The 22,077-nt window shown below is 66.4% G+C and carries 26 protein-coding genes; 17 read left to right on the top strand and 9 right to left on the bottom strand.

Going from position 1 to position 22,077, the window contains the following annotated elements; translation table 11 throughout:
* Positions 1–18 precede the first annotated feature (18 nt).
* Entirely contained in the window at positions 19–207 is a 189-nt protein-coding gene (locus H7J73_RS23515) for a hypothetical protein (protein ID WP_264070127.1), read from the top strand.
* Positions 208–252: 45 nt separating this feature from the next.
* On the top strand, positions 253–468 hold the full coding sequence (locus tag H7J73_RS23510) for a hypothetical protein (protein WP_264070126.1): 216 nt from the start codon (positions 253–255) through the stop codon (positions 466–468).
* A gap of 28 nt (positions 469–496) precedes the next feature.
* On the opposite strand, the gene H7J73_RS23505 is transcribed toward H7J73_RS23510, so the two are convergent.
* The 3 genes from H7J73_RS23505 to H7J73_RS23495 all read right to left on the bottom strand — a co-directional run bounded on the left by H7J73_RS23505 (position 497) and on the right by H7J73_RS23495 (position 1,553).
* On the bottom strand, positions 497–820 hold the full coding sequence (locus tag H7J73_RS23505) for an ANTAR domain-containing protein (protein ID WP_264070124.1): 324 nt from the start codon (positions 818–820) through the stop codon (positions 497–499).
* A gap of 153 nt (positions 821–973) precedes the next feature.
* A complete protein-coding gene (locus H7J73_RS23500) occupies positions 974–1,174 on the bottom strand; it encodes a hypothetical protein (RefSeq protein WP_264070123.1) in 201 nt (66 codons plus the stop codon).
* A 139-nt stretch (positions 1,175–1,313) separates the two neighbouring features.
* Positions 1,314–1,553 carry a hypothetical protein gene (locus H7J73_RS23495; protein WP_264070122.1) on the bottom strand — a complete coding sequence of 80 codons (240 nt, stop codon included), beginning with the start codon at positions 1,551–1,553 and terminating at the stop codon, positions 1,314–1,316.
* A 111-nt stretch (positions 1,554–1,664) separates the two neighbouring features.
* Between H7J73_RS23495 and H7J73_RS23490 the strand changes: the two genes are divergently transcribed.
* The 6 genes from H7J73_RS23490 (at position 1,665) to H7J73_RS23465 (ending at position 4,940) form a co-directional block, all read left to right on the top strand.
* Positions 1,665–2,153, top strand: coding sequence for an SRPBCC family protein (locus tag H7J73_RS23490; protein WP_264070121.1), 489 nt, complete (start codon positions 1,665–1,667; stop codon positions 2,151–2,153).
* A 99-nt stretch (positions 2,154–2,252) separates the two neighbouring features.
* The gene (locus tag H7J73_RS23485; RefSeq protein ID WP_264070119.1) at positions 2,253–2,735 is read left to right on the top strand and encodes an RNA polymerase sigma factor; all 483 of its coding nucleotides are present in this window, start codon (positions 2,253–2,255) and stop codon (positions 2,733–2,735) included.
* On the top strand, positions 2,732–3,325 hold the full coding sequence (locus H7J73_RS23480; RefSeq protein ID WP_264070117.1) for a methylated-DNA--[protein]-cysteine S-methyltransferase: 594 nt from the start codon (positions 2,732–2,734) through the stop codon (positions 3,323–3,325). Before H7J73_RS23485 ends, H7J73_RS23480 begins: the two co-directional genes overlap by 4 nt.
* 23 nt (positions 3,326–3,348) lie before the next feature.
* On the top strand, positions 3,349–3,771 hold the full coding sequence (locus H7J73_RS23475) for a PPOX class F420-dependent oxidoreductase (RefSeq protein WP_264070116.1): 423 nt from the start codon (positions 3,349–3,351) through the stop codon (positions 3,769–3,771).
* Positions 3,772–3,855: 84 nt separating this feature from the next.
* The gene (locus tag H7J73_RS23470) at positions 3,856–4,383 is read left to right on the top strand and encodes a hypothetical protein (protein WP_264070115.1); all 528 of its coding nucleotides are present in this window, start codon (positions 3,856–3,858) and stop codon (positions 4,381–4,383) included.
* A gap of 8 nt (positions 4,384–4,391) precedes the next feature.
* A complete protein-coding gene (locus H7J73_RS23465) occupies positions 4,392–4,940 on the top strand; it encodes a GNAT family N-acetyltransferase (RefSeq protein ID WP_264070114.1) in 549 nt (182 codons plus the stop codon).
* 52 nt (positions 4,941–4,992) lie between these two features.
* Here the strand turns inward: H7J73_RS23465 and zapE are convergent, their stop codons facing one another.
* Positions 4,993–6,096: a cell division protein ZapE gene (gene zapE / locus H7J73_RS23460; RefSeq protein WP_264070145.1), complete on the bottom strand. Its 1,104-nt coding sequence runs from the start codon at positions 6,094–6,096 to the stop codon at positions 4,993–4,995.
* Between zapE and H7J73_RS23455 the strand changes: the two genes are divergently transcribed.
* The 4 genes from H7J73_RS23455 to msrB all read left to right on the top strand — a co-directional run bounded on the left by H7J73_RS23455 (position 6,095) and on the right by msrB (position 10,282).
* Positions 6,095–6,865, top strand: a complete 771-nt coding sequence (locus tag H7J73_RS23455) for a pyrimidine reductase family protein (protein WP_264070113.1) — start codon at positions 6,095–6,097, stop codon at positions 6,863–6,865. The genes zapE and H7J73_RS23455 overlap by 2 nt on opposite strands.
* A 95-nt stretch (positions 6,866–6,960) precedes the next feature.
* The gene (locus H7J73_RS23450) at positions 6,961–8,526 is read left to right on the top strand and encodes an alpha/beta fold hydrolase (protein WP_264070112.1); all 1,566 of its coding nucleotides are present in this window, start codon (positions 6,961–6,963) and stop codon (positions 8,524–8,526) included.
* A gap of 20 nt (positions 8,527–8,546) precedes the next feature.
* Positions 8,547–9,857 carry an arabinofuranan 3-O-arabinosyltransferase gene (gene aftC / locus H7J73_RS23445; RefSeq protein ID WP_264070111.1) on the top strand — a complete coding sequence of 437 codons (1,311 nt, stop codon included), beginning with the start codon at positions 8,547–8,549 and terminating at the stop codon, positions 9,855–9,857.
* Entirely contained in the window at positions 9,854–10,282 is a 429-nt protein-coding gene (msrB, locus tag H7J73_RS23440) for a peptide-methionine (R)-S-oxide reductase MsrB (protein WP_264070110.1), read from the top strand. The genes aftC and msrB overlap by 4 nt, the downstream gene beginning before the upstream one ends.
* A gap of 17 nt (positions 10,283–10,299) precedes the next feature.
* Here msrB and hemQ read toward each other — a convergent pair whose 3' ends face one another.
* Genes hemQ through hemE form a run of 3 tightly spaced genes read right to left on the bottom strand, consistent with a single transcriptional unit; the run spans position 10,300 to position 13,434 of the window.
* Positions 10,300–10,992, bottom strand: coding sequence for a hydrogen peroxide-dependent heme synthase (gene hemQ / locus H7J73_RS23435; RefSeq protein ID WP_264070108.1), 693 nt, complete (start codon positions 10,990–10,992; stop codon positions 10,300–10,302).
* A 4-nt stretch (positions 10,993–10,996) separates the two neighbouring features.
* The gene (locus H7J73_RS23430; RefSeq protein WP_264070107.1) at positions 10,997–12,376 is read right to left on the bottom strand and encodes a protoporphyrinogen oxidase; all 1,380 of its coding nucleotides are present in this window, start codon (positions 12,374–12,376) and stop codon (positions 10,997–10,999) included.
* On the bottom strand, positions 12,373–13,434 hold the full coding sequence (hemE, locus tag H7J73_RS23425; protein WP_264070144.1) for a uroporphyrinogen decarboxylase: 1,062 nt from the start codon (positions 13,432–13,434) through the stop codon (positions 12,373–12,375). The genes H7J73_RS23430 and hemE overlap by 4 nt, the downstream gene beginning before the upstream one ends.
* Positions 13,435–13,557: 123 nt before the next feature.
* Between hemE and H7J73_RS23420 the strand changes: the two genes are divergently transcribed.
* Both H7J73_RS23420 and H7J73_RS23415 read left to right on the top strand, forming a co-directional pair.
* Positions 13,558–14,094 (top strand): DUF3000 domain-containing protein, encoded by a 537-nt coding sequence (locus H7J73_RS23420; protein ID WP_264070143.1) that lies wholly within the window; start codon positions 13,558–13,560, stop codon positions 14,092–14,094.
* A gap of 1 nt (position 14,095) precedes the next feature.
* Positions 14,096–15,364, top strand: coding sequence for a ribonuclease D (locus tag H7J73_RS23415; protein ID WP_264070105.1), 1,269 nt, complete (start codon positions 14,096–14,098; stop codon positions 15,362–15,364).
* A 25-nt stretch (positions 15,365–15,389) separates the two neighbouring features.
* Here H7J73_RS23415 and H7J73_RS23410 read toward each other — a convergent pair whose 3' ends face one another.
* Together H7J73_RS23410 and pdxA are read right to left on the bottom strand one after the other, a co-directional pair.
* Entirely contained in the window at positions 15,390–16,157 is a 768-nt protein-coding gene (locus tag H7J73_RS23410; protein ID WP_264070104.1) for a DeoR/GlpR family DNA-binding transcription regulator, read from the bottom strand.
* A 21-nt stretch (positions 16,158–16,178) separates the two neighbouring features.
* Entirely contained in the window at positions 16,179–18,272 is a 2,094-nt protein-coding gene (pdxA, locus tag H7J73_RS23405; protein ID WP_264070103.1) for a 4-hydroxythreonine-4-phosphate dehydrogenase PdxA, read from the bottom strand.
* A 242-nt stretch (positions 18,273–18,514) separates the two neighbouring features.
* On the opposite strand from pdxA, the gene H7J73_RS23400 reads away from it, so the two are divergent.
* Genes H7J73_RS23400 through H7J73_RS23390 form a run of 3 tightly spaced genes read left to right on the top strand, consistent with a single transcriptional unit; the run spans position 18,515 to position 22,077 of the window.
* Entirely contained in the window at positions 18,515–20,092 is a 1,578-nt protein-coding gene (locus H7J73_RS23400) for an ABC transporter substrate-binding protein (protein ID WP_264070102.1), read from the top strand.
* A 3-nt stretch (positions 20,093–20,095) separates the two neighbouring features.
* Positions 20,096–21,103: an ABC transporter permease gene (locus H7J73_RS23395; RefSeq protein ID WP_264070101.1), complete on the top strand. Its 1,008-nt coding sequence runs from the start codon at positions 20,096–20,098 to the stop codon at positions 21,101–21,103.
* A complete protein-coding gene (locus H7J73_RS23390; protein ID WP_264070100.1) occupies positions 21,103–22,077 on the top strand; it encodes an ABC transporter permease in 975 nt (324 codons plus the stop codon). Before H7J73_RS23395 ends, H7J73_RS23390 begins: the two co-directional genes overlap by 1 nt.

Genomic DNA, 22,077 nt, shown 5'->3' with positions numbered 1-22,077 from the left:
CCTCTTACCCTTGGCGTCATGCCCGAATACTTCGAGCCGACCGGTCAGAATTGCGATGCCTGCGGCAAGCCGATCACCACGCGCGTTCTGAGTGTCATCGCCTACCACGGCCAGGTGCCCGATCAGCGGTCCGGACCGGCGTGCTGGACCATCGACTGCGAGGGCCAGCGTCGCCGCGAAGACCTATCGGGCCTGGTCTCCTCCTAACGTCCGGGACGCCTCCATGCGCCCGCCGACGCCTAATCTGATCCGATGGGAACCACAGAAATAGCTATCGCCGACGCAGCGGTAGATCAACGGATCGCTTTCGCCGAGGGCGGCCCCGTCGGATCGGGCGCATTCCTCGTCCGGGAGATAACGCCGCTCGACGCCGACACCGTTGCCGTCGTACTGCAGTCGGTGGACGGCGGGGCCGACGTGGAAGCGACGCTGCCCGCCGACCTGACGGTCGAACTCGTCTCCGAGTAGACAGCGGTTGCCCTGAGATCGGCTCTCGCTACGAACCGGTATTCGCCGGGGAGAGCCGACCGATGAGCAGATAACCCCACATATGCATCGCCTCGGCGTGGTGTTCGGCATCCTCGGCGTTACCCACCAGATCCACAAGAGCCCTAGCGAGCGCGCCCAGTCCTAGTCCGGTTTCGTGGACGGCATTCGCCAAGTCGTCGAACGCGTCCCGTTCCGAACACCCGCGCAGACCCATCAAGACTCCGATGGCCATATCGATGACGCGCCGCGAGCTGAGTTCGTCACGCCTGCGCTGCTCACTTTTCCGTCGCACCCTCAACCACCACGCCTCCTCGACCGACACTTCGTTCATTCGGGTTCTCTCCAGAATGAATCAGCATGCAGCCCAGAGCTGGCGTGTGCACCAGCTCTGACACGTGTGTCGCAGACTTGGTGCCCTATTTCACCGGCGGTTACCCAGCTGAGGCCTGAATAGATACCGCAGGTTCACGTCGACTTGGGGCGACTAGGCGTAGATGTCGATCCCCGGCTCAGGATCGCGCATGGTTTTCTGCAGAGCCACAACGGCCCCGACCTCGACGACTCCGATCAGGAGCAAGGGCCACATCAAGCCCGCGAGCACCGCAACCGCAAACGGATGCGGCGCTGGAGTCCGGTGGTCACGCAGAAACCACCGTCCCTCGGCGTAAGCCCCGATGGTTGTCACCAAGCCCGATCAGATAGATCGTCACAAATATGGTGATCACGATCGTCTTCTCCACATCGTCGGCCCCGCCCCGCTCTGGGCCTTCCCGTGATGTGCGCGCGCTAAACCGCGCTACCTGCCGTATCGCTGATCGACCAGATCAGGCAGCAAGCGAGGCGTGAACGGCCCGATGGACCTCAACCTTGTACAGAGCGGCAGACACCCCGAAATGCAGCGCTCCGACCAGCAATAACGGCCAGAACAATCCGGCGACCAGCAGCGCAGACGGATCGGATCCAGACGGCTGATCCGCCCCCTTGGCCCAGGCTGGAGTGGTGTAGGCGCACGCGATCGGCACCGCCATGACACCGAACAGGTAGAGCATCGAAACCAAGAACATCGGGGTCCCCTCCCGAGTCAGCGGCTAATGCTGCCATTGTTACCCGGCAACATCGTCCACCAAACAAAACAATCGAAAAATTTTCACGAACACCTGCGACAGGATGTGGACATGACCGACCGCATCGAACTTCAGCGCACCATCGCCGCCACCGCCGCCGACGTTTTCGCGGTTCTGTGCGATCCGCAGGGCCACGTCGCGATCGATTCCTCCGGAATGTTGCAGGACGCTGACGGGGCACCCGTGACCGCAGTCGGGGATTCCTTCGTCGTGCATATGGATCGCGAAGCGCTGAACGATTTTCCGGATTTGGGCCGCTACGACGTCACGGTTCAGATCACCGAATTCGAGCCCGACGCGCTGATCGCGTGGACGATCCTCGGACAGATCCGGCCACAGATCGGGCACGTATACGGCTACCGGCTGGAACCGGCCACCGACGGCGAGAGCACGGTGGTCACCTCGTTCTACGACTGGTCGAACATCGACCAGAAGTGGCGCGACGCGGGGATCTTCCCCGTGATCTCCGAGATGGCCATCAGGGCCACGCTGGCCATTCTGGATCGCACTGTTCGGCGCGGCTATCCCAAGCACGCCTAGATGCCCGCGAACGAGAGTGGCGCCGGGATGGCTGAAGTCGATCACTGACAATCTCACCGACCGACCTCACAAACGCGGCGCCGCCCACGTCTACATGATGTGAAGGTGCGTCCGTTCGAAGATGTCGTGACCGAGCACGGAAGAACCGTGCTGCGGGTCTGCCGTGCCGTCGTCGGGCCCGACGATGCCGAGGAGGCCTGGTCGGAGACCTTCCTGTCCGCGCTGCGCGCCTATCCCGACCTGCCTGCCGACGCCAATGTCGAGGCCTGGCTGGTGACGATCGCGCACCGACGCGCCCTTGACGTCGGCCGTGCGCGCTCCCGTCGCGCCGCCCCGACCGACACACTGCCCGAGCGGCCCGCCACCCACGCCGATCCGGCGGACCGCGACCCCGACCTGTGGCCAGCGCTCGCGCGACTCCCCCACAAACAGCGCCTTGCCGTGGCGTATCACCACATCGCCGGCCTGCCCTTCGCCGATATCGCCACGCTGCTCGGCAACTCACCCGACGCCGCCCGCCGTGCCGCCGCCGACGGCATCAAAAACCTGCGCGCGCTCTACACGAAGGACCAAACGCCATGAACACCAACATGTTCGCCAACCCCGATGAATCGGCGATCTTGGATCGCCTGCACACCCAACTGCAGTTCGCCGCCGCCGCCGAGGGACTACTCGATATCGCCTACCGGACGGTGGACACCCCGATCGGGGCCCTGCTACTGGCCCGCACAGATCAGGGTCTGATCCGCGTCGCATTCGCCGTCGAGGGCCATGACGCGGTGCTGGCCATGCTGGCCGACACCGTCAGCCCCCGCATTCTGCGGGCGCCGGCGCGGCTGGATGACACCGCCCGCCAACTCGACGAGTACTTCACCCATCAGCGCACCCGATTCGATATCGCGGTGGATCTCCGCCTGGCACAAGGCTTTCGACGGTCCGTGATCGAACATCTGCGCGTTATCGGTTACGGGCAGCGTGAAACCTACGCCGAGGTCGCCGCCGCGGTCGGCAGCCCCAAGGCAGTCCGGGCCGTCGGCACCGCGTGTGCCCGCAACCCGCTGCCCGTCGTGATTCCCTGCCACCGGGTGGTCCGCTCCGACGGCTCCCCCGGGCAGTACGCCGGCGGCGCCGCCACCAAACTCACGCTGCTCGACTTCGAAGGTGCAGCCTGACAGTCGAGAGTATTTTCGGGGAGATGAAGCTCAACGACTCCGCGCGTGACCTCATCGGATCCGGTGCCGACGGCACCCTGGTCACCCTCAACCCCGACGGCAGCCCACAGGTCAGCGTGGTGTGGTTTGCGCTGCAGTCGACGCCCGACGGCGACGAACTGGTCACCGCTCATCTCAAAGAGCACAAGAAGGTTCGCAACGTCCGCCAGGATCCGCGGGTCTCGGTGACCATCGTCGCCGCGCCCAAGCCTGGCGTCCTCACCGACTATCTGTCGATTACCGGGACAGCCCGCATCGTCGAGGGCGGCGCCCCCGAGTTGCTCACCGAATTGGCCGCGGTGATGCTCGGTCCCGACTCCGGCTTCCCGCCGGAGGGCTCGCCTGCTGGTTACCTGACCCGCATCACGATCGATAAGGTCGGCGGCTCGGGTCCCTGGACCTCCTGAGCAACGAGCTCCTTCTATCCCGGTCACCGGTCTCGTTGCGCCAACCCGCCCGCGGGTCATAGGCGGTGTGCCATCATGCGTCACATGCGCCGCTGGTTTGCGACCCTGATCGGAGCCCTCTCGATTGCCGCCTTTGTGGTGACTCCGGCTCCCACAGCGTCGGCGGAAGCCGCGATCGGCCGGCTCGGCGACACCCTGCGCGTCGACTACGGCGGCATCATCGCCGACGTCACCGTGCATGACGTGTTGCCCACCGACCCGCCTCCGGGCTACGCACCCACCGGCTCCCCACGCTGGCGCAACGAAGGTGGTCCCTGGCGCGCATCGGTGACCGTCCACGCGGTGCAAGTCCCGACTCCGTACGCGATGGCGGTGGCCTTCAGCTTCGACGGGGTAACCCCGTACGCCGACGCCTACGCACCCAAGAACAACGATGCTCCCGATGCGCTGCAGGCCGCGCTCCTCAACGTGCCGAACGGAGCCACCGTCGACGGCGCCGTCTACTGGCAGGTTTACCGCGCAGGCGTCACCAATGTCGTTCTCCTGGAACCGCATTCAGGCACGCATCTGGCGCAGTGGAACATCTGGGAACCCGGCACCCCGCTACCCTGAGTCCGCTGATGGTCATCGAGGTCACCGCAGCCGAACACGCTGATCTTCCCGAACTCGCAGACGTCGCCGCCCTCACCTTCCCGCTGGCATGTCCGGCCGCGGCCCGGCCCGAGGACATCGCGGCATTCATCGCGACCACCCTGTCGGCGGCGCGGTTTGCCGAGTACCTTGCGGACCCCACACGCGCGGTGCTGATCGCCCGAAACGAGAGCCGAATCCTGGGCTACGCCATGACCGTCGACGGCGTTCCCGACGACCCCGACGTCCAGGCGGCGGTGACGCTGCGGCCCGCAGTCGAACTGTCGAAGATGTACGTCGTGCCCGACAGCCACGGCGGCGCAGTGTCGGCGGCGCTGATGCGCGCCGCACTGGTCCACGCAACGGCAGCGGGTGCGGTCGGTGTGTGGCTGGGTGTCAACCAGCAGAACCGGCGCGCCCAGCGGTTCTACGGCAAACACGGATTCGCGGTCAGTGGCACCAAGACGTTCCGCCTTGGTGCCGGCATCGAGCAGGATTTCGTGATGCTGCGGCCGCTGCTCGACGCCGAACAGACCTAGCAGCTCGCCCTGCCCCGGTGTGTCGGGGGCAGTAAGCGTCTACTCGGGGGGACTACGCCTGGATTCCCGCCGCCGTCAGCGCGAGCAGTCGCGACGTGGCCCGCAGATACTTCTTCCGATAACCGCCGGCGAGCATCTCCTCGCTGAAGATCGTGTCCAGCTTGGCGCCCGAAGCGACGATCGGGATGCCCGCGTCGTAGAGGCGGTCGGTCAGCGACACCAGCCGCAGCGCCACACTCTGGTCATCGATCTGGTGCACGTCGGTCACAAAGACTTCGGTCACCCCTTCGATGAGTGCCTGATAGCGCGAGGGGTGCATCGTCGCCAGGTGAGCGCACAGCGCGTCGAACTCATCGAGGGTGGCGCCGGGGACCGCCGCGGCCAGTTCGGTGACCTGCTCGTCGGTGAGCGGCTCGGGCGCTGGCGGCAGGCCGCGGTGGCGGTAGTCAGGCCCCTCGATCCGCACCGTCGTGAAAATCTTTGCCAGCGTGTTGATTTCACGCAGGAAATCCTGCGCGGCGAACCGGCCTTCGCCGAGCTGCTCGGGCAGGGTGTTCGACGTCGCCGCAATCGACACGCCGCGCTCCACCAGCTGCGACAACATCCGGGACACCAGCGTGGTGTTGCCCGGGTCGTCGAGCTCGAACTCGTCGATGCACACCACCACATACTCCGAGAGCAGGTCGATACACTCGACGAACCCGAAGACGCCGGCCAGCTGCGTCAGCTCACCGAAGGTCGCGAACGCCGCGGGACCAGACGCCACCCCGTCGCCGGAGCCGGCCAACGTGTAGTAGATCGACGCCAGCAGGTGGGTCTTGCCGACACCGAACCCGCCGTCGAGGTACAGCCCCACCCCTGGCAGCACCTCGCGCTTACCGAACAGCTTCTTCTTCCCGGCGCGACGTTCGACGGCCTGTGCACAGAACGTCCGGCAGGACTCGACCGCGGCGGCCTGGCTCGGCTCGTTCGGGTCGGGACGGTACGTCGCGAAGCTGACGTCAGTGAACGTCGGCGGGGGGTTGAGTTGAGCGATCAGCCGCTCTGGAGACACCGTGGGCTTGCGATCGGTCAGATGGGCGACCGCGCCGCCACCGGGCGCGGAGGTGGGGGCGTCCATGCACGCACTGTAGCGACGTGCTGCAATCGTTCTTATGGCCGAACCCACCGCTGGGACACAGCTCACACTCCTGGGGACAGCCGACACCGTCGACGAATCCCGTCTCCCCGAGCTCTACGAGTATCCGGCCGACATCTCCCGCTGCTGCGTGCGCGCCAACTTCATCAGCACGCTCGACGGCAGCGCCAGCGTCGACGGCAAGTCCGGCGGGCTGGGCGGTCCCGGTGACCGGGCCCTGTTCCGGTTGATGCGTGAGCTGGCCGACGTCATCGTCGTCGGCGCGGGCACCGTGCGGGCCGAGAACTATGCGGGTGCACAACTCAGCGTCACGCAGCGGCAGAACCGGCAGGCCCGCGGGCAAGCCGAGATCCCGCCGATCGCGATCGTCACCCAATCCGGGCATCTCGACCGCGACACCAAGGTCTTCACCCAGACCGAGGTACCGCCGCTGGTGTTGACCTGTACCGCCGCCGCCGCCGACACCCGCGACCGACTGCACGGCCTCGCCGAGGTCATCGACTGCTCCGGCCCCGACCCGGCCAGCCTCGACACCGCCACGATGCTCGAGCTGCTGGCAGCGCGCAAGCTCACCCGCGTCCTGACCGAAGGCGGCCCCAGCCTGCTGGGCACCTTCATCGAGAACGACCTGATCGACGAGCTGTGCCTGACGATCGCGCCGGTGATCGTCGGAGGCGACGGCGGCCGGATCGCCAAGGCGACCAGCGCGATCACCACCAAACTCCGTCGGGCGCATCTGCTCGCCGACGACAGTGGATATCTGTACAGCCGTTACGTTGCCCACTAGCCCGACTTCTCCGCATCGCTCGTCGAGCGGCCGGGGCGAATGACTCGCCAAATGGCTGTCGGGACCTGGCGTCGGCTATCGCTACTGTGGGCTGCATGAGTCGCCGGGCCCAGTTCGCCACCATCCTGCTGTCGGTCAGCGCGCTGCTGGCCGGCTGCGCCCCCGGCCTGGCCGCCAACCCGCAATTCGCCGTCGACAACGGACACAGCGGCGGTGGCCCGAGCACGTCGGCTCCCCCGCCGAACGGCCCGCCACCGATCGCCGCGCCCGCCGACGGCCACGACCTGTCGTGGCGGGACTGCACATCACGGGTCTTCAGTGACGCCGCGCTGCCCGCCCCGCCCGGCATCACGATGGAGTGCGCGACGTACGACGCCGACCTCGATCCCATCAACGGGGCCACCGGAACGGTGACCATCGGTGTCGTGCGGGCCCGCTCGGTACAGACGCCTCCCGACGCCGGTCCCCTGGTACTGACCACCGGATCCGACCTCCCCACCTCGGTACAGCTGCCGGTGTGGCTGACCCGGTCCGGTGCCGACATCCTCAAATCACATCCGATCGTCGCCGTCGACCGGCGCGGGATGGGGATGTCCAGCGCAGTGGACTGCCGAGACGCCTTCGACCGCCAGGAGATGCGCGACCAGGCCCAATTCGAGTCCGGTGACGACCCGGTCGCCAATCTGGGTGCCGTCACCATGACCGCGACCACCAACTGCACCGACACCATCGCCCCCGGCGACTCGGCCTACGACAACGCCCACTCCGCCGAGGACATCGAGAAACTGCGCAGCATCTGGGATGTTCCGGCGCTGGCGCTCATCGGTATCGGCAACGGCAGCCAGGTCGCCATGTCCTACGCCGGTTCACATCCCGACAAAGTGGCCAGGCTGATCCTCGACTCACCGGTAGCCCTGGGAGTCAGCGCCGAGGCCGCCGCCGAACAGCAGGTCAAGGGCCAGCAGGCCGCGCTGGACGCGTTCGCCACCCAATGTGCGGCGACGAACTGCCCACTGGGCCCCGATCCCAAGGGCGCCGTCGACGCGCTGCTGGCGGCCGCCCGCAGCGGTAACGGCCCCGGCGGGCAGTCAGTGGCCGCACTGGTCAACGCGATCGTCACCGCCCTCGGCTACCCCGACGGTGACCGGGCGACGAACACCGCTCGCCTGGCGAGCGCCCTGGCGGCCGCCCGCAACGGTGACGACAACCTGCTCAACAACCTCATCGACCAGGCCGACGCGATGCAGCAGACCGACGGTCAGTTCATCAACCGGTGCAGCGATTCGCTGAATCGCCCGACCCCCGACCGGGTCCGCGAGCTCGTGGTGGCCTGGGGCAAGCTGTACCCGCAATTCGGTACCGTCGCCGCGCTGAACCTGGTCAAATGCCTGAACTGGCCCAGCGGCACCGCACCGGACGCACCGAAGAACCTCAAGGTCGGCGTCCTGGTGCTCGGCGTTCAGAACGATCCGATCGTGGGCTCCGAGGGCGTCGCCGCCACCGCAGCCATCATCATCAACGCCGGTTCCAACAGCAAACGGGTGATGTGGCAGGGCATCGGCCACGGCGCCAGCATCTACACCGGGTGCTCCATGCCGCCGCTGCTCGGCTACCTCGACAGCGGTAAAACCCCGGACACCGACACGTACTGCCCCGCCTGAAACACCTGTCAAGGCTATCGGTGTACGGTGCTGCCGTGGCGGCTGCTGATTCCGGTTCCTCTGGCCTGCACTGGTCCGTGCTGCGCCTCTTCGCACCCCGAACCAGTGCGCCCAGCACTGCGACGATCCTGCGCTCCGCGCTGTGGCCGCTGGCCATCATGTCGGTGATCCACCGCAGCTACATCCTGTCGACCAACGGCTACATCACCGATGACTTCGGCCCGGTCTACCGCGCGGTGATCAACTTCAAAATGGGCTGGGACATCTACAACGAGCACTTCGACTACGTCGATCCGCACTACCTGTACCCGCCCGGCGGCACCCTGCTGATGGCCCCGTTCGGCTATCTGCCGGTGTTCGCGTCGCACAACTGGTTCGTGGCCTTCAACACCATCGCCATGATCCTCGCTGCGTGCCTGCTGGTGAAGCTCTTCGGGTTCCCGCTGTCCTCGGTGGCTCTGCCCGCCCTGCTGGCCGCGATGTTCATCACCGAATCAGTGACCAACACGCTGGTTTTCACCAATATCAACGGCTGCATCCTGCTGATGGAAGTGGTGTTCTTCCGCTGGCTGCTGGACGGTGAGACCAAACATCAGTGGTGGGCGGGCGCCGCAATCGGCCTGACCCTGGTGGTCAAGCCGGTGCTCGCGCCACTACTGGTGATCCCGCTACTGAACCGGCAGTGGCGACCTCTGGTCACCGCCGTGGCGGTGCCGCTCGTCTTCAACGTGGTGGCCTGGCCCCTGGTCTCCGATCCGATGAACTTCGTCACCCGCACCGTGCCCTACATCCTGGGTGTACGGGACTACTTCAACAGCTCGATCCAGGGCAACGGTGTCTATTACGGCCTGCCGACATGGCTGATCATCGTGCTGCGCCTCGGATTCGCGCTGCTGGCCATCGCGACTCTGTGGCTGCTGTACCGCTACTACCGCGTCCGCGATCCGTTCTTCTGGATGCTGACATCTTCGGGTGTGCTGCTGACCGCATCCTGGCTGGTGCTGTCGCTGGCCCAGGGCTACTACTCGATGATGCTGTTCCCGTTCCTGATGACCGTGGTGCTACGCAATTCGGTGCTCCGGAACTGGCCGGCCTGGCTGGCCGTATACGGCTTCCTGACAGCCGATCGCTGGCTGCTGTGGCGCTGGCCGTCATTCGGGCGGTACCTCGAGTACCTGAAAGTCACCTACGGCTGGTCGCTGCTGCTGATCGTGGCGTTCGTGGTGCTGTACTTCCGCTATCTCGACGCCAAGGCCGACGGGCGCCTCGACGACGGTATCGATCCGCCGTGGATGACTCCGCAGGAGCCGCGCGCTAGCGTAGGAGCATGACTTCCGAAACGTCAGGGATACCCAGCCCGAAGGTAACGCTGACCGACGACCAGTGGCGCGAGAAGCTCACCCCCGCTGAGTTCGCTGTGCTGCGTCAGGCCGGTACCGAGCCGGCAGGGGTCGGCGAGTACACCGACACCAAGACCGAAGGTGTCTACGACTGCCGGGCGTGTGGGGCCGAATTGTTCCGCAGCTCAGAGAAGTTCAGTTCGCACTGCGGATGGCCGTCGTTTTTCGACCCGTCGCATTCCGATGCGGTGATCCTGCGCCCCGACGACTCGCACGGCATGCGCCGCGTCGAGGTGCTGTGCGCCAACTGCCACAGCCACCTCGGCCACGTCTTCACCGGTGAGGGATATCCCACCCCGACCGACCAGCGCTACTGCATCAATTCCATCTCACTGAAGCTGGTCCCGGCCGAGTAAATACGGAAGAGCTGGGCTCACGGAAGAGCGGAGACCAGCTGCTCGACGCCGACCCGCGGGCCGGTGAAGAACGGGATCTCCTCACGCACATGGCGCCGCGCGTCGGTGTAGCGCAGCTTCCACATCAGCTCGACGATGCGGCCGAGATCCGGTCCCTCGAACGCCAGGATCCACTCGTAGTCGCCGAGCGCGAACGCCGGCACCGTGTTGGCGCGGACATCGGGGTATTCGCGGCCCGCCATGCCGTGTTCGACGAGCATCTTGCGGCGCTCGTCATCGGGCAGCAGGTACCACTCCAGCGAACGGACGAACGGGTAGACACAGATGTAGTCGCCGGGCTCCTCACCTGCGATGAACGCCGGTACATGGCTCTTGTTGAACTCGGCGGGCCGGTGCAGGGCGACCGTGCTCCACACCGGATCGCTGACCCGGCCCAGCGACGTCCGACGGAAATCGCGGTATGTCGCCTGCAGATCCTCGACCCGCTCGGCGTGGGTCCACATCATGAAATCAGCGTCGGCGCGGAAACCGGCGACGTCGTAGAGGCCGCGCACCGTGACGCCGCCCTCTTCCTGCTGCTTGAGGAAAGTCGCGATGTCGTCGATGACGGCAGTGCGATCCTCACCCAACGCCTCGGGCTGTACCGAAAACACCGAGATCATCATGTATCTGGTCATTGAGTTGAGCGCGTCATAGTCGAGCTTGGCCATACCTCTATCGTGCCATCCCGTCCGCACCCAGCATCCGCGCCACCTCCGCAGCCGCCCGACCCGCCACGCCCACGCAGGCCGGCACCCCGATCCCGTCGAGATAGTTACCGGCGACGGCAAGCGTCGGCGGCAACCCGGCGCGCAGTTCCGCGACCAGCTCGGCATGCCCGGGCCCGTACTGCGGCATGGCATCGAGCCAGCGGTGCACCCCCACATCCAGTGGCTCGACGTCGACGCCGAAGACCGTGGACAGGTCACGGACCGACCACGCGAGCAACTCCTCGTCGGAGGTGTCGCGGGCGATCCGGTCACCGAAACGGCCGAAGGACAGCCGCAGCAACTCCGCATTGCCGCCGCGGCCCCACTTGCGCGTCGAGAGTGTGATTGCCTTGGCGTTCAAGCGTTCTCCGCTGGCAACCAGCACACCGGAACGCGACGGCAGCGGTGTCCCACCCGGGACGGCCAACGCCACGACCGCCGACGACGCGGTGGTGATGCGGCTCGCCGCGGCCGCGGTACGGGGAGCGATCGAGCCCACCAACCGAGCCAGCCGGGGGGCCGGCAGCGCCAGGATCACCGCGTCGGCGCGCCAGTGCGCACCTTCGTCGTCACGCAGCGCCCAGCCGTTGCTGTCGTGGGCGAGGTGCTCGATCCCGGTGCCGACCCACCGGATACCGCTCTGCACCACCAGCTCCCGGATCAGCACCTCGTAGCCGCCGTCGATGGCACCGAAGACCGGGGCCCCCGACGAAGGGGGCAAGGCGGCCCGCACCGCGTCGGTCAGGCTGGTGGCGCCCTGGTCGAGTGCCACGGCCACCGTCGGAACAGCTGAACGCAGGCCGATGGTCGCAGCGGACCCGGCGTACACCCCGGACAGCATCGGATCGACCGAACGCGCGACGACCTGGGCACCGAACCGGTCATCGACCAGCTGGGCCACCGCCGGGTCGGACCCGCGCAGCCACTGCAGCGGGCGCGATGGTTCGACAGCCATCCGGCTCAGGGTCTGGTCATCGACCAGCCCGGCCATCGACGCCGCCGAGCTGGGGATCCCATTGACGGTCTCCGCCGGCAGCGCGTGCAGGCGGCTCTGGCTGTACAGCAGCGGCCGCACGCCAGTAGTACCGACCTGCCGGCCGGCCAGGCCCAGTTCACGCAGCAGCGCGGGCACCTCGGGCCTGCGCACGACGAACGCTTCGGCCCCGAGATCCATCGGCTGGCCGGCGATCCGTTCGGTACGCAGAATCCCGCCGAGCCGGTCGGCCGGGTCGAACAGGGTGATCACTGCATCGTCGCCGACGATGCTGCGTAACCGGTAGGCGGCAACCAGACCCGAGATACCGCCCCCCACAATGGAGTAGGTGGGGTTGCCGTCGGATTTCACAACGAATGCACCAATGCCACCAAGTCAGTGAGCAGACCGGGATCGGTAGCGGGCAGCACACCGTGGCCGAGATTGAAGATATGTCCGGCCGCACCCGCGTCGACCGCGCGACGACCATCCTCGACAACCGAACGGGCGCTGCGCTCGGCAACCGCCCACTCCGTCAACAGCACCACCGGATCGAGATTGCCCTGCAACGCCCGCCCCGCGGGCACGCGGCCGGCCGCGTCGGTCAGCGAGGTACGCCAATCCACCCCGACCACCGCGGGAGCGTGGTCACCGAGCGCCTCGGACATCGCGCCGAGCAGCTCGGCGGTGCCGACGCCGAAGTGCGTCATCGGCACACCGGCGCCGGCCAGCGTGGCGAACACCCGGGTGGAATGCGGCAGCACGAAGGTGCGGTAATCGGCCAGCGACAGGGTGCCCGCCCAGGAATCGAACACCTGGACGGCATCCACGCCGGCGGCGAGCTGCACCTGCAGGAAGCCGATGGTGATATCGGTCAGCGCCGTCATCAGCGCGTGCCAGATCGCGGGTTCACCGAGCATCATCGCCTTGGTGCGCTCGTGGTGCTTGCTGGGGCCACCTTCGACGAGATAGGACGCCAGCGTGAACGGGGCGCCCGCGAATCCGATCAACGGTACGTCGCCGAGCGCGGACACCAGCAGACTGATCGCCTCCGCGACTGGCGAAACATGCTGCGGATCAAGGGGTTTGATCGCAGCCACGTCGGCGGCGGTACGAATCGGATGGGCGATGACCGGCCCTACGTCGGGCACGATGTCCACGTCGATCCCCGCCCCGCGCAGCGGCACGACGATATCGGAGAACAGGATGGCAGCATCGACGTGATGTCGGCGGATCGGCTGCAGGGTGATCTCGCAGATCAGCTCGGCGTCGAAGCAGGCCTGCATCATGGTGTTCTTGGCACGCAGGGCCCGGTACTCCGGAAGCGACCGGCCTGCCTGTCGCATGAACCAAACCGGGGTGTGGACGGGTTTGCGGCCGGCTGCGGCGGCGAGGTAGGCAGAATCGGACAGCTCGCGACGGGTATTCATCGCATCCAATGCTGCCATGCCGACACAAGCGGCGCGCCTGCACTAGTAGCTGCACCGTTAGGGCTACCGTCACAAATTGTGACGTCTGCCGAACCGGCTGAATTCCGCGCCGCGGTAGCTGCGATGAATGCTGCCACCGTACGCGCGGAGATCGAGGTCGGCCCGATCCGCCCGCCACAGCGGCTCGCGCCCTTCAGCTACGCCGTCGGCGCCGAGGTCAAGCACGCCGACCCCACCGTCGTGCCCGAACAATCCGACGGGGACGCCTTCGGCCGGTTGATCCTGCTACACGATCCCGACGGTTCCGACGCGTGGGACGGCACCATGCGATTGGTGGCCTACATCCAGGCTGATCTGGATTCCACCGAGGCCATCGATCCGTTGCTCCCCGAGGTGGCCTGGAGCTGGCTCATCGAGGCACTGGAATCACGCTCGGAGCATGTCACCGCGCTCGGCGGCACCGTCACGGCAACGACATCGGTTCGCTACGGCGATATTTCCGGGCCGCCGCGGGCGCATCAGCTCGAACTGCGCGCGTCCTGGACTGCGACGACACCGGATCTGGGGACCCACGTGCAGGCCTTTTGTGAAGTACTCGAACACGCCGCTGGTCTACCGCCGGTCGGGGTCACCAACCTCGGTACGCGGTCGCGCGCCTGAGATGTCGGAAGTCGGCCCTGAATCCGAACCAGAGCTCGAGCCAGCCGAGCCTGAGCCCATCCCCCTGACGGCGCCCGCCGACGGGGTGCCCGAGGTGTCGGTCACCGCATACGAGATTGCCCAGGCCGCGGAGTTTCTGGGTGGCGGTAGCGGCGCCTTCGCGGTGGACGCCGAACGCGCGTCGGGTTTCCGGTACTCCAACCGCGCCTATCTGATCCAGATCCGCCGGGCCGGCGCGGGCACGGTCCTGATCGATCCCGTGGGCGACGGCGGTGACCCGGTGACGGTGCTACGGCCGATCGCCGACGTACTGGACCAGGACGAGTGGATTCTGCATGCCGCCGACCAGGATCTTCCCTGCCTCGCCGAGGTCGGCATGCGGCCGCCCGCGCTTTATGACACCGAGTTGGCCGGGCGCCTGGCCGGGTTCGACCGGGTGAACCTGGCCGCGATGGTGCAACGCCTACTCGGCCTCGGTCTGGCCAAGGGCCACGGCGCGGCCGACTGGTCTAAGCGTCCGCTGCCCGACGCATGGCTGAACTACGCGGCGCTGGACGTCGAAGTGCTGGTCGAACTACGCGATGCGGTCGCGGCGGAGCTGGAGCGGCAGGGCAAAACCGAGTGGGCGGCCCAGGAATTCGAGCACCTGCGAACCTACGAAGCCCAGCCGACCCGTCGCGACCGGTGGCGACGCACCTCAGGCATCCACAAGGTGCGCAACCGTAAGACGCTGGCCGCGGTTCGCGAACTGTGGACGGTGCGTGACCTCATCGCCCGCCGTCGCGATATCGCCCCGGGCCGCATCCTGCCCGACTCAGCGATCATCGACGCCGCGCAGGCCGATCCCACCACCGTCGAGGCCCTGACCAAACTGCCGATCTTCGGAGGCAGTAAACAACGCCGCAGTGCGCAGGTGTGGCTGGATGCCCTCGCCGCAGCCAGGATCACCCCGGATCCGCCAGAGGTCTCCGAACCGCAAACAGGTCCGCCGCCGGCGGTGCGCTGGAGTAAGCGCAAACCCGAGGCCGCGGCGCGCCTGGAGGCTGCGCGTACCGCGCTGTCTGCGTTGTCCGCGTCGGTCACGGTGCCGACAGAGAACCTGCTCTCCCCCGAACTCGTGCGACGCCTGTGCTGGGACTGGACGCCCACCGAGAACCCGGCCGCAGCGATAGCGGCGTTCCTGAGCGACGCCGGGGCCCGGCAGTGGCAGCGCGACCTCACCGTGCCAGTGCTGGCCAAGGCGCTGGCCGAGGAGCCGACCGAGCCCTAATGCGGGCGCGACGTGCAGGCCGGGCTCACACCGTCACAACGTGGATACCGGCCTGCGCGAAGGGAGCCAGCTGCTCGGCGGAAACCGAGGAGTCAGTCACCAGGGTGACCCCGGACGGCAGCGGCGCCCAGGCATGGAAAAGACGCTCACCCAGCTTCGCGGCGTGGGCCAGGACATAGACGTCGCCGGCCCGCTCCATCATCAATTCCTTGAGCCGGGTCTGCCCGAGCTCGGCTTCGCAGATTCCACGGTCGGCGGTGACCGAGTCCGCACCCAGGAATGCCCGATCGAAGGAGAGCCGAGCCAGATTCGCCTCCGCGAGAGGTCCGACGAACCCCTGGCTGAGGTGTCGCAGTGTGCCACCGAGACATTCGACACGCACCTGGTCGGCGTCGGCGAGCGCAGCCAGTGCCGTCAGCCCGGCGGTCACGACGGTCAGCGACTCGAGCTCGCGGAGGAACTCCGCCATCGCCCCGACCGTGGTGCCGGCGTCGAGCAAAATAGTCTCACCCGACTTCACTTGGCTAGCAGCCCATTTCGCGATCAGACGTTTGACTTCGTAGTCCTCGACGGCCCGCTGCCGCAGTGAGGATTCGGGATGCGGTTGCACGGCGATCGCACCGCCGTAGGTCCGGGCGAGTAAGCCTTCGGCAGTGAGTTGCGCGAGATCTCGGCGGATGGTCGATGCGGTCACACCGAACTGGTCGGAAAGGTCGTCAACCCCTGCCAGCCCAGTGGTCTTTGCGAGGCGGACGATTTCCGCTCGCCTGACCTGCGATTCCCGGACCGCCATGCCCCTCCCTAGTTCAGCCGGCTAGTTCACGACAGCAGTGCTCGTCGCCAGTTCCGCCGCCTGTCTCAGAGCCTCGACCATGCTACCGGGCTCGGCAATTCCCTTGCCCGCAATGTCGAATGCCGTTCCGTGGTCGACCGACGTGCGGATGACCGGCAGGCCGACGGTGATGTTGACCCCGGCCTCGATGCCCAGCACTTTCACCGGACCATGCCCCTGGTCGTGGTACATCGCCACGATGAGGTCGTAGTCACCGCGGCCGGCGAGGAAGAACGCGGTGTCGGCGGGCAACGGTCCGTGGACGTCGATACCGTCGGCGCGCAGCACCTCAAGCGCGGGCACGATCTTCTGATCCTCCTCGCCGTAGCCGAACAGACCGTTCTCACCGGCGTGCGGGTTGATTCCGCACACACCGATCTTCGGGTGCGCGTTGCCCGAGCGGACCAGCGCATCGTTGCCACGCCGGATGGTGCGCTCGACGAGTCCTGGCTCGATCTTGGCGACCGCGTCGAGCAATCCGATGTGCGTCGTGACGTGGATGACCTTGAGTTTGGGCGTCGACAGCATCATCGACACCTCCTCGATTCCGGTCAGGTGCGCGAGCAGTTCGGTGTGTCCCGGGAAGATATGGCCGGCGGCATGTAGTGCTTCTTTGTTCAGTGGCGCGGTGCAGATCGCCTGAACCTGACCGTTGACAGCGAGTTCGCTTGCCACCCTGATGTATTCGTAGGCTGCGTGACCGGCAACGGCGGACAGCTCGCCCCAGGCCAGATCTTCGGGCAGCAGGTTGAGGTCGATCACGTTGATGCGCCCGGGAACGAACACCGCATCCGAAATATGCTCGACCGATCCGATTTCCGGTGCCAACCCCAGGACCCCGGCCGCGCGGCGCAGCCGGGCCGCATCACCGATGACCACGGGACGACACCACGAGGCGACCTGAGGGTCGAGCAGCGCGGGAACGATCACCTCGGGTCCGATTCCGGCACCGTCTCCCATCGTGAGAGCGACGTACGGAAGGTTCTCTGACATGGGTTGTGCCTCACTGTGGCGGGATCGGAGTTGGCTCGGTTGAAGGTGGCGCAGGATTGTCGTAAGCGATTCGCGACCGCCGAAGCTGCCCGGTCGGGTCACGACGCGACTACCGGCGGGAGTAACGGACATGATTGCGCCCGTGTGGATTTCGTGGATGGGCTCGAGTGCGTGGACGCCGAGACGGTCTAGAACGGCACGGGCGGTCTCGCCGCCGGTGAGGACCAGATCGGTCGCGTCGTCGACCAGGCCGACAGCGGTGTCGGCGAGCGCGGCGACCAGACGATGCGCGTCGGCGGGGCGAACCGGCCCGGTGATCGCGAGCGCGATGGATTCCGTTGGAACCTCCACGGCCGCTGTCCCGTCGAGAAGGTCGTCGCTATCCAAGGAGTGAATCGGGATGCCCGCCGCGGCGAGTGCCGCCAACTGGTGATGTGCAGCGGAATCGGCTGTGCCGACTACGAATACCGCCCGGCTTCCGGTCGGCACTCCGCTCTGCCGGGAGCCCACTGGCAACGATCGGGCGACCGCGGCGGTCAATGCCCCGGTCCCCACCAGGATGGCGTCCGGCTCCGCTTCTGCCACAACGGCATCGAGGTCGGCGTCGGACGTCACATCACAGATGCGGATATCGCGCACGTCGCCGATCACCTCGGCAAGATGTCGGGGTGCAGACAGTGTCTCCGCGTGCCACAGGTTCGTCTCGTGCAACGGAACACCCCCGACGAATGGAGCACCACCCACGATCGTGCGATTCAGCACCGGATTGCCGGCCGCCAGCACGATCGGGCGTCCGGTGTGCGTCAACGACTCCAGTGTGGTCGCGATGTTCCCCCGGAGCAGGGAGTCGATCTTGACAAGGACGCGCTGAGATCCAGCGATGTGAAACGCGCCGAGCACGGCTCGAGTTCGCGCCCGGGTGCCGACCGAATCCCGGCGGTTGTGCAGGTCGATCACCGTCACGTCGGCCGATGTGGGCACTGGAGTGAGCTGGACCTGCAGTGACACCCCCCTGCCGAGGAAGCCCGCAGCGGCCTCGGCTGCCCCGGAGAGGTCGTCCGCGAAGATCAGAATGGGTTCCACGGGGACCTCCTCTCCCTCGAACCGGTGCAGGATTTGTGCGTGTTCCGCGCAATCGAAGTTACGGTACTTGCGCGAATCGCGCAATAGTGTCATTGTGAGCTGAGTTACAAGCCTAGGCGCGATAGGGGGTGGCCTCACCGCACTGCGCCTTACGGATACACACGACCGCGCTGGAAGAACAACGCTCGAAGAACGACCGATGAAGGACGCAGCTTGAGGGACGACGCGTGAAGGACACTGACATGAGCACACCTCGTCTGCGGGCGCCCGCATTGTCGCGACGCTCGTTCATCCAGTTCAGCGCCCTGGCCGGGGGCGCAGTTCTGCTCGGTTCCACCGCAGCGTGTGCCGGCCCAACCGGTAAGCCGTCGGCGGACACGCTGGTTCTCGCACTGAACCGGTCGCTGGTGAGTCTCGACAACAAGCTCAACCAGTTCGACGCCGCCGTCACACCCCAGCGCGGGGTCCGTCAGGGCCTCACCCGCATCGGCGACGACCTCAAGCCGCAACTGGTCCTGGCCGACCGCTTCGAACCCACCTCGGACACCGAATGGACCGTCCGGCTGCGGGACGGGGTCCGCTACTCCGACGGCAGCCCGGTCAGGATCGACGACCTGCGGGTGGCGATGGAGATGTATCAGCAAGTCAGCGGATCCTTTGTGGCCCCGCAGTTCCCGGAATGGCCCCAGGTCATTCCGCTTGATGACCGCACATTCGTACTGCGCACCAGTGCGCCGCTGCCGGTGCTACCTTCGCTGATGTCGAACATCCTGATCACCCCGGCCGCGGCGAACCAACCAAGCGAGCTGTACTCGGGTATCGGATCGGGCCCGTTCGTCGTCACCGAATCATCACGTGGCACAGGCGATTACCGACTCACCGCGAACAGCAAGTACTGGGGAAATCCACCAGGTGTGCAGCAGGTGCAGGTCCGGTTCATCCCCGAAGAGGCGGCGCGGGTCGTCGCGTTGCGATCCGGCGAGGTCGACGTGATCGACTCGATCAGCCCGAACTCGGCTGAGCAACTGTCAGATTTGCCTGGTGTACAGATCGAAACCGTGCCCAGCACACGAATCAATCAGCTGTTCTTCAACTTCCGGAAACCACCGGGACACCCGCTCGCCAATCCCCGAGTCCGCGAGGCACTTACCTACGCGGTCGACGGCGAGGCCCTCGCGCGCGACGTACTCATCGGTTCAGCGACCTCGGCTACCGGACCTGCGCCGTTCACTCTCGACGGATTCGCCAAAACCGGCAACTATCAGTTCGACCCGCGCCGCGCCCGCCAAATGCTCGACGCCGAAGGTGTCAAGGATCTCGAGCTCACCTTCATCTGGGAGACAGGCGAATTCACCAATGACGTCTCCGTCATGGAATCCGTGGTGCAGATGATGAAGGACATCGGAGTCCGCGCCCGGCTCCAGCAGTTCGAGCCGGGCGGAGACATCTCGTCATGGCGCCAGGGTAAGACGGGCGACTGGGATGTGCTCGGCAACGGCTACGGCAACCAGACCGGACTCGCGCTGACCACCATCCAGGGCATGTACGCGGGCACCGCCGAGAAAGAGAAGACCCGCGACACCTACCACGGCTACATCTTCCCCGCCATCACCGCCAAGATCGAAGCAGCGTCGGCCGAGCCCGATCCCGCGCGACGGACCGCACTGCTCGACGAAGCACAGGTGGACATCTGGAACACCTGGCCGTGCCTGTGGAGCTTCGTCCCGAATGCGATGCTGGCCAAACGAACTCGGGTTCTCAACGTCGAACTGACGCCCATCAATTCATACAACCTCGGCAACGTCCGACTGGAGGCCTGAGCCATGACCCTCGTCGACAGCCGCCCCGACACCCGGCCCTCCCCCTCCTCGAGCACAAGCAAGCGGCGGGTCAACCCGACCGCCGTCTACGTCGTGAAGCGACTTGCGCAAAGCGTGTTGACCATCTTCCTGACGCTCACCACGGTTTTCGTGCTCATCCGTCTGGCACCCGGCGATCCGGCCTACGCACTGGCCGGTCCACTGGCCAGTACCGAGGACCTCGCCAAGATCCGGGTGAGTATGGGGCTGGACAAGTCCGTGGTAGCGCAGTACTTCATCTATCTCGGGGATCTGCTGCACCTTGACCTCGGTACGTCGTACTCCTTCCAGGCACCCGCTTTAGATGTGGTCCTCGAACGTCTGCCCTACACGATCACTCTGGCACTGTCCGCCATCATCCTGACGATCCTGCTCGCTATCCCGTTGGGAGTGTGGATGGCCCGCCACGCCGACACCCGTCGCGAGCTTGCCGCGAACGTGCTGTCCATCGGCGGCCAGTCGATGCCAGAGTTCTGGAGCGGGCTCATGCTCGTCACGATCTTCGCCGTCCTGCTCCCGATCCTCCCGGCTGCCGGCTTCACGACCTGGTCGGCACTGATCCTCCCGACGGTCACCATCGCGATCCTGCAGATCGCCCTGATCTCTCGCCTGGTACGCCGAGAGATGGTGGCGGCCATGGCCTCTCCCTATGCGACGGTCGCCCGCTCGCGCGGGGTCACGGAACGCGCGCTGACGTGGCGGTACGCCATGCGCAACTCGTCGGTACCGGTGCTGACCGCGCTCGGCACCCGATTCGCCGGCATGCTCAACGGAGTGGTCGTGGTCGAGGTGGTCTTCGCTTGGCCCGGCGTCGGTTCGCTGGTCGTCCGGGCACTGGAGACCCGCGACTACCCACTGATACAGGCCACCGTTCTGGTGACTGCCGCACTGACGATCTTGGTACAGCTGATCGTCGACCTGTGTTACCCGCTTCTGGACCCGCGCGTCCGCCTCGGAAAGGGCAGCAGCTGATGGCCTTCACCAATGATCTTGCGGGGACTCCGCGAAGCACGACGGTCATCGAGCCGCCCGCGCAACCCCGGCCGAGCGCCGTCACCGCGAAGATCCTCGCGGGGGCGGGCGCCAGCCGCCGCTCCCGGGACAGCCAGATCAAGATCGGCGTGGGCGCGTTCTGCACGCTGCTCGTCCTGCTCCCGGTCGCGCTGGCACAGGTACTCCCGCTCGACGACCCGAATGCGACAGACCTGGCCAACCGACGGCTCCCACCCTTGACGGCGGGACACCTGTTCGGCACCGACCAGCTGGGCCGCGACCTGCTGTCACGCATCCTGCACGGCGGCCAGGTGTCACTGATGATCGGCATCCTCGCCGTCATCGTCTCCGGCATCATCGGGGTCGTCCTGGGTAGCGCCGCAGGCTACTACGGGAAGTGGGTCGACGTTGTCGTCTCCCGGTTCCTCGAAGCGCAACTGTCATTGCCGTTGTTGATGATGCTGCTGCTCGTCGTCGCGCTGTTCGGCCCGTCCATTCCCGTCATCACCTTCGTCATCGCCATCGCGCAGTGGCCCGAAATCGCCCGCCTGACACGCTCACTCGTGCTCGTCGAACGCGAAAAGCCGTACGTCGCCGCAGCGCGCGTGCTCGGGCTGCGCAACCTTGCAATCCTGGTCCGACACGTCGTCCCGAACGTGATCAAGCAGATCTCGCTCGTCGTACTGCTCCTTCTGGCGCAGGCGGTGCTGCTGGAATCGGCGCTGAGCTACCTCGGTGCCGGGCCGCAGCGCCCGTTCGCGACGTGGGGTCGCATCATCGCCGACGGCCAGGACTACATCACCACGTCGTGGTGGATCATCACCCTCACCGGTTTGATGATCGTGGTCCTGGTGGTCGGGGTGAACCTGTTGGGTGACGGTCTGCGCGACCGGCCGGCGGGTTCAGGTGCCCGAGCAGTCATTGGCAAGCTCTTCGGCCGGAAGGACAAGTGA

It is taken from the genome of Mycolicibacterium komossense (genome assembly GCF_025822605.1).
In the GTDB taxonomy this organism is placed as follows: domain Bacteria; phylum Actinomycetota; class Actinomycetes; order Mycobacteriales; family Mycobacteriaceae; genus Mycobacterium; species Mycobacterium komossense.
The sequence above is the reverse complement of the archived record's forward strand: the minus strand, read 5'-3'. Positions and strand labels throughout refer to the sequence as shown.